Annotated in this window: 5 protein-coding genes and 2 pseudogenes; 2 read left to right on the forward strand and 5 right to left on the reverse strand. The window is 61.2% G+C overall.

Features of this window, described 5'->3' with window-relative positions; all coding sequences use genetic code 11:
• Both EN893_RS14940 and EN893_RS14945 read right to left on the reverse strand, forming a co-directional pair.
• A pseudogene (locus tag EN893_RS14940) lies at window positions 1-191 on the reverse strand (EEP domain-containing protein); the annotation flags it as partial.
• Between the two features lie 166 nt (window positions 192-357).
• Window positions 358-1,908: a sodium:proton antiporter gene (locus tag EN893_RS14945; RefSeq protein WP_127270713.1), complete on the reverse strand. Its 1,551-nt coding sequence runs from the start codon at window positions 1,906-1,908 to the stop codon at window positions 358-360.
• Between the two features lie 125 nt (window positions 1,909-2,033).
• Here EN893_RS14945 and EN893_RS14950 point away from each other — a divergent pair.
• Window positions 2,034-2,650 (forward strand): annotated as a pseudogene (locus EN893_RS14950) (glutathione S-transferase N-terminal domain-containing protein).
• Between the two features lie 32 nt (window positions 2,651-2,682).
• Window positions 2,683-3,294, forward strand: coding sequence for a hypothetical protein (locus tag EN893_RS14955; protein WP_127272319.1), 612 nt, complete (start codon window positions 2,683-2,685; stop codon window positions 3,292-3,294).
• A 47-nt stretch (window positions 3,295-3,341) separates the two neighbouring features.
• On the opposite strand, the gene EN893_RS14960 is transcribed toward EN893_RS14955, so the two are convergent.
• From EN893_RS14960 to EN893_RS14970, 3 genes are all read right to left on the reverse strand, one after another.
• Window positions 3,342-4,406 (reverse strand): ABC transporter ATP-binding protein, encoded by a 1,065-nt coding sequence (locus EN893_RS14960; RefSeq protein WP_023810097.1) that lies wholly within the window; start codon window positions 4,404-4,406, stop codon window positions 3,342-3,344.
• Between the two features lie 11 nt (window positions 4,407-4,417).
• On the reverse strand, window positions 4,418-5,209 hold the full coding sequence (locus EN893_RS14965; RefSeq protein ID WP_023759707.1) for an ABC transporter permease: 792 nt from the start codon (window positions 5,207-5,209) through the stop codon (window positions 4,418-4,420).
• A partial coding sequence (locus EN893_RS14970; RefSeq protein WP_128361618.1) for an ABC transporter permease subunit occupies window positions 5,206-5,983 on the reverse strand: 778 nt, incomplete at its 5' end. The genes EN893_RS14970 and EN893_RS14965, both read right to left, overlap by 4 nt.

Consider the following 5,983-nt stretch of genomic DNA (forward strand, 5'->3'; position numbering starts at 1 on the left):
ACCCAGTGATGTTCGGGCAGCAGACGCGAAAGCAGTTCCGGCTGGTCGTCGAAATTGCTGCGCTGCCAGTGCCGCTCGACCTCTTGCAGCGCAATGATGTCGGCGCCGGCAACGATGCGCGCGGCGCGCGAAAGATCGTAGCGGCCGTCGCCGCCGAACCCGTACTGGATGTTGTAGCTGACCAGCTTCATTGCTTATCCGGCTCAATTTCGTGTTGGCAGTAACGGTTCGATGCCACGGTGGCAATGTGCAGGAGAATGGACGTGGCTTGGACCAGCCTTGCCCTTCACCGGGATCATGCACCGATCCCGAAGCACTTCGATATCTTCCGTGCGCCGGAAAACGGCGTGCGATGCCTTATGTATTCAGCGGCTGGAAACGGCCGGGTGGCGACGCCGCCAGTTCGGTCCAGTCGATCTCTTCCTCAAGGCGATGATAGGCTTCGTCGCCAATCGTCCCGTTGCGGCGCAATTCCTCCAGCGCGTCGCGCTGGCTCTTGATCGCATAAAGACGCAAGCGGTCATATTCGGTCGCCGCCTGGGCATCGTCGGGATTTTTGGCGATCTTGCGTTGAGCGGCATATTGCTCGCGCACCGCGGCCGCCGCGTCCGATGTCTTGCCGCTCAATATGTCGAGCGCGGCTTGCATGACCACGACGCGCGCCTGCGCGATCTCGCGGTCGACCGTTTCGTCAGGGTCGAGGTTCAGCAGGCGCAGCAGCGGCTTCAGGCTCATGCCTTGCAGCACCAGCGTGCCGAGCACAACCGTGAAGGCAGCGAGCACGATCGGGTCGCGGGCCGGGAAGTCAGCCGGCAGGGCGAATGCCGCCGCAAGCGTCACCAAACCGCGCATCCCGCACCAGCCGATCAGCACGCCGCCACGAAACGACGGAGCGTCACGCTGACGATCAGCCACGCCGAAACGGCCAAACCACCTGATGATCGCGCCGCACCCCAACACCCAGATGAGGCGTGAGACGATGACGATGGCAAGCACTGTCCCAGCCAGGACGAACGCATCGGTCTGCCCTTGCCCGGCAAGCCGGCCGACGATCGTACGCGCCTGCAGGCCCATCAGCACGAAAGCCAGAACATTGAGCACGAAGACCGCCGTCTCCCAGACCGAATAGGAGCTGATGCGGTTTCTGGCCGGCATGCGGCGCGGCGCGGTGCGGGCGATCGTCATGGCATAGACGACTATGGTGATGATGGCCGACAGTCCGATCCTGTCGGCCAGGATCCAGACCCCGAATGTGCCGGCAAATTGCACCACAGTGCCGCTCGCCGGGTCTTCGATCCGGCCCAGCGTCATCAGAGACACCCGGCCAAGCAGGTAGCCGGCCGCAAGACTGCCGAGCGTGGACAGCAGGATCATCGGAACGGCGCTGCTCAGCAGAATGGAACCTGCCGCCGCCGAAATCGCCATCCGGTAGATCAGCAAGGCGGTGGCGTCGTTGAGCAGGCTCTCGCCTTGCAGAATGGCAGTGATGCGGTGCGGCACCTTGAACTGGCCAAGCACGGCCGATGCCGCAACCGCATCGGGCGGCGCCACGATGGCGCCAAGCGCTATGGCCGCGGCGATCGGCAGGCCTGCCATCGCCCAGCCGGCAAGTGCGACCGTCGCTGTCGTGAAAAGGACGGCGCCAAGCGCCAGCAGCACAAGCGGCACCCTGTAGCGGTTGAGATCGCGCAGCGAGGTATCATAGGCGGCATCGAGCAGCACCGGCGCGATGAACAGGGCTAGCGCCAGTTCCGGATCGATCTCTATGGTCGGCACGCCAGGCACGAAGGCGATGGCCACCCCGGCCAGCGCCAGCAAAGAGGGATAGGGAACCTGTACGCGCCGCGACAGCGCCGTCAGCGCGACAGCGATCAAAAGCAGGACAAGGGTGAGTTCGAAAAGAGCCATGGGCTGTTACTTCAGTGAGACGGGATTGCCGGCGCAGATATACCTGCAGGATGGGGTCGATTGGCCATCAAACTCAAGCCCTCTGGCAGTACGCCTTAAACAGCCTCTTGCCGTACAAGAATGGCATGATCCTCATCGGCCAGTATGACTCGCCTTTCGTCCGCCGCGTCGGAATCGCGCTGACCTTGTATGGAATTGCCTACGAACATCGTTCCTGGTCGGCCTTCGGCGATGCCGACAAGATTCGGCCCTACAATGTGCCGATACTGGGGCTCGACACAATGGCGAGGTGCTGATCGAGAGCCATTTGATGCTCGACTACCTCGACAGCCTGGTTCCGGCCGACCGACGGGTGTTTCCGGCGACCGAACCGGCGCGCCATCAGGCGCTGAAGGTCTCGGCCCTTGCGACCGGGCTGGGCGACAAGGCGATCAGCCTGTTCTACGAATTGCGACTGCACGAGAAAGTCTCGAACCTCTGGATCGGGCGCTGCCGTACACAGATCGAAGCTGTTCTGGCTGTGCTGGAGGCCGATCGTCAGGAGGGGCCGACACCATACTGGTTCGACGGCCGCATCGGTCACGCCGACATCGCGGTTGCCGCGGCGCTCCGCTTCATCGACGAGGCCCATCCCGGGCTGGTTTCGCTGACGGGCTTTCCGGCTCTGGAAGCCCACGCCACACGGATGGAAGCCCTGCCGGTCTTCCAGGCGATTTCGAAGCCCTTCATCGCGCCAGCTTGAGGCCAGGCCAGCATAACAATCAGCCTTGACCTATGAAAACCAACGGTCGTTTATTACTGGTCGCCAAAGTCATGTCGCAACAATTGGCTGATCGAGGACCTCCCATGCTGAGATTGTCCGCAACGCTGTTCACATTGATACTGCTCTCGCCGGCGGCTGGCGCTTCCGCGTTATATGATGAATTGGCGGCGGCTAAGATCAAACTTCTGGGAACGACGCGACCGGATCCGGGCATGGGGCTTTGGGCGCAGAAGACTAACGAGACAATGATGTCTCTCATCGAAGGGAAGTGGATCGACCTTGGTTATTCCGACCTGACCAACGAAGACAACATGAAGAAATACTGTGATAAATTTGGAGAGTCCTTTAAGAAATTGACGGACTATTCCTTCGACATTATTGGTCCGGTTACCCGTTCGAAGCACGCGATCCACAGAGAGTACATTTTCAAAACGGGGATATCCTACAACTACCGATGGAACATCGAACAGCAAATGGAGGTGCTCGGCAGTGGAAACGGTAAGGAAATTCTGAAGAACGCCAACGGGACGAGTGCATTGCTGATGATGACACCCAATACCCTGCTGGAGATCGATTTCAGCTTCGCGCAACCTATCCTTTGGGGACGTTGCCCCACCGAATAGAACACTGGCTTCGCTTCGCTTGGCCATCCAAGCCGGTGTTGCCGTTTTTAGTGCAGCACCAGCATGTCGCTCGACGAGAACGAGATCTCAGCCTTTTCACCAACAGCGGGCGGCGGGGTTGCCGGGCTGTTGAAGGTGTCGAGCGAGACCGTGTTGCCGCCGATGCCGACGCGAACCCGGATGACCGAGCCGAGAAAATGCACTTCGGAGATTTCTCCCGAAAGGCTGGAGTCACGGCCGGGCTGACGGCCCAGCGAAATCGCTTCCGGACGCAGCGCCAGCGACAGCGTGTCGCCGGACTTGGAGCCGTTGAGCTTGCCCTTGAGCGAAACCTGTTCGGAATTGACCCGCACCGTGCCTGCAGCGGCATCGGTGACGGTGCCTTCGAGCACGTTTAGCGTGCCGACGAAATTGGCGACGAACTTGGTCGCCGGGCGGTTGTAGATCTCGAACGGCGTGCCGACCTGCTCGGCCTTGCCGCCATACATGACGGCGATCCGGTCCGAGATCGACAGCGCCTCCTCCTGGTCGTGCGTCACGAAAATGGTTGTGATGCCGAGCTTCTTCTGGATCGAGCGGATTTCCTCGCGCAGCGACACGCGCACCTTGGCGTCGAGCGCCGACAGCGGCTCGTCGAGCAGCAAGAGCTTCGGCTTCGGCGCGATGGCGCGGGCCAGCGCGATGCGTTGCTGCTGGCCGCCCGAGAGCTGGTAGGGATAGCGATCCGCCATCTGCGGCAGCTTGATGATGCCGAGCATCTCGGCGACACGAGCATCGATGTCCGCCCTGGGCATGCCGGCGACCTTCAGGCCGAAGCCGATATTCTGCGCCACGGTCAGGTTTGGAAACAGCGCATAGGCCTGGAACACCATGCCGACATTGCGCTGGTTGGGTTTCAACCTCGTAATGTCCTTGCCGCCGACGACGATCGTGCCGGCGCTCGGCTCCTCGAAGCCCGCCACCATACGCAGCACGGTGGTCTTGCCGCAGCCGGACGGGCCGAGGAAGGAGACGAATTCGCCGCGCTCGACGTCAAGATTGAAGTCCTCGACCACCGTGGTGGCGCCGAAGGATTTTCGAACGTGCTGGATGGAGAGGAATGGGTCGGCCATGGCTTTGACTTTCAGTTCGGACGGTTCGCCGATCTCGGCGCGAAGCGGGACAGGATCTGTATCAGCGACATGCAGCCCCAGGTGATGGCGAAGGCGATGATGGCAAGTGCCGCCGGCTCATAGGCGCGGTTGGCGCCGATATTCTGCAGATAGGGGCCGAAGGCCGGCCGGTTGAGCAGGCTGGCCATGGTGAATTCGCCGATGACGATGGCGAAGGTGAGGAAGGCGCCCGAGAGCACCGCGATCAGCACGTTGGGCAGGATGACACGGGTGATGATCGTCCCCCAACCAGCACCAAGGATCTGTGCCGCCTCCGTCAGTGTGCGCACGTCGATGGTGCGAAGCCCGGTGTCGACGGCGCGATACATGTACGGCAGCGCCAGTGTTGCATAGCCGATGACCAGCAAGGCATTGGTGCCTGTATCGGTCGCCAGGAACGGCAGCGGCGAATTCGACCCGTACATTCTGATGTAGCCGAAGACGATGACGATGGCCGGAATGACCAGCGGCAGCAGGGTAATGAATTCGACGATCGGCCGCAATTGCGGCAGCCGAAGCCGAATCCAATAAGCGGCGGGCACCACGATCAGCACGCCGAGAATGATGGTGAAAACGGCGGCCAGTACCGAATAGCCGAAGGTGGCCTGGAAGCGGGCATCGCCCAACACGACCTTGTAGGCGTCGAAGGAGTACTCCCCGCGCCGCATGCGCATCGAGAACTCCACGGTCGCGATCAGCGGGATGAAAAAGTAGGCCGCGCCAAGAGCAAAGACGAGCCAGGCCCAGAACTTTCCCGACTTCATTTCAGCCACCTCTCGGAACGGGTCCGGAACCAGATGTAGAACACATTGGCAAGACCTGTGATGACGATCATGCCGAAGGCGATGGCATAACCGAGATGGGCATTGTGCAGCACATCTCCACGGATCTGTGCATAGAGCAAAATCGGCACGATGTTGAGCGACGAGCCGGTCAGCGCATAGGCGGTGGCGATGGCGCCGAAGGCGTTGGCGAACAACAGGATCACGGTGCCGAGGAAACTCGGCCAGATCACCGGAATGACCACCATGCGCCAATACTGGGACATGGTCGCGCCCAGCGTCGCGGCGGCCTCGCCCCATTCCTTCTTCAGTCCGTCGATGGCCGGCACGATGATCACCACCATCAATGGTATCTGGAAATAGACATAGGTCAGTGTCAGGCCCCAGAATGACAGGATGTTGAAGCCGTGCGCGTAGATGTTAAGGCCGAACACGGTGTTCAGGATCACCGTCGCAAGGCCGAGGCGGCCGAGCGTGGCGAGGAAGGCAAAGGCCAGCGGCACGCCGGCAAAATTGGAGGCCACGCCGGAAAACGTCAGTGTCGCCGAACGTATCCAGTCTGGCAGGCCACCGCGCACGATGGCGATGGCAATCGCCAGGCCCGCAAATGCGCCAATCAGCGATGACGCAAGACTGATCTTGATCGAAACCCAGTAGGCGGCAACGATGGACGGTTGCGCCAGCGCTGCGATGTTCTCGAGCGTGAATTCGCCGGCATCGTTCTGGAATGCACCCAGCATCAGATAGAGCGTGGGC

The sequence above is a fragment of the Mesorhizobium sp. M7A.F.Ca.CA.004.04.2.1 genome (assembly GCF_004022825.1).
Lineage (GTDB): Bacteria > Pseudomonadota > Alphaproteobacteria > Rhizobiales > Rhizobiaceae > Mesorhizobium.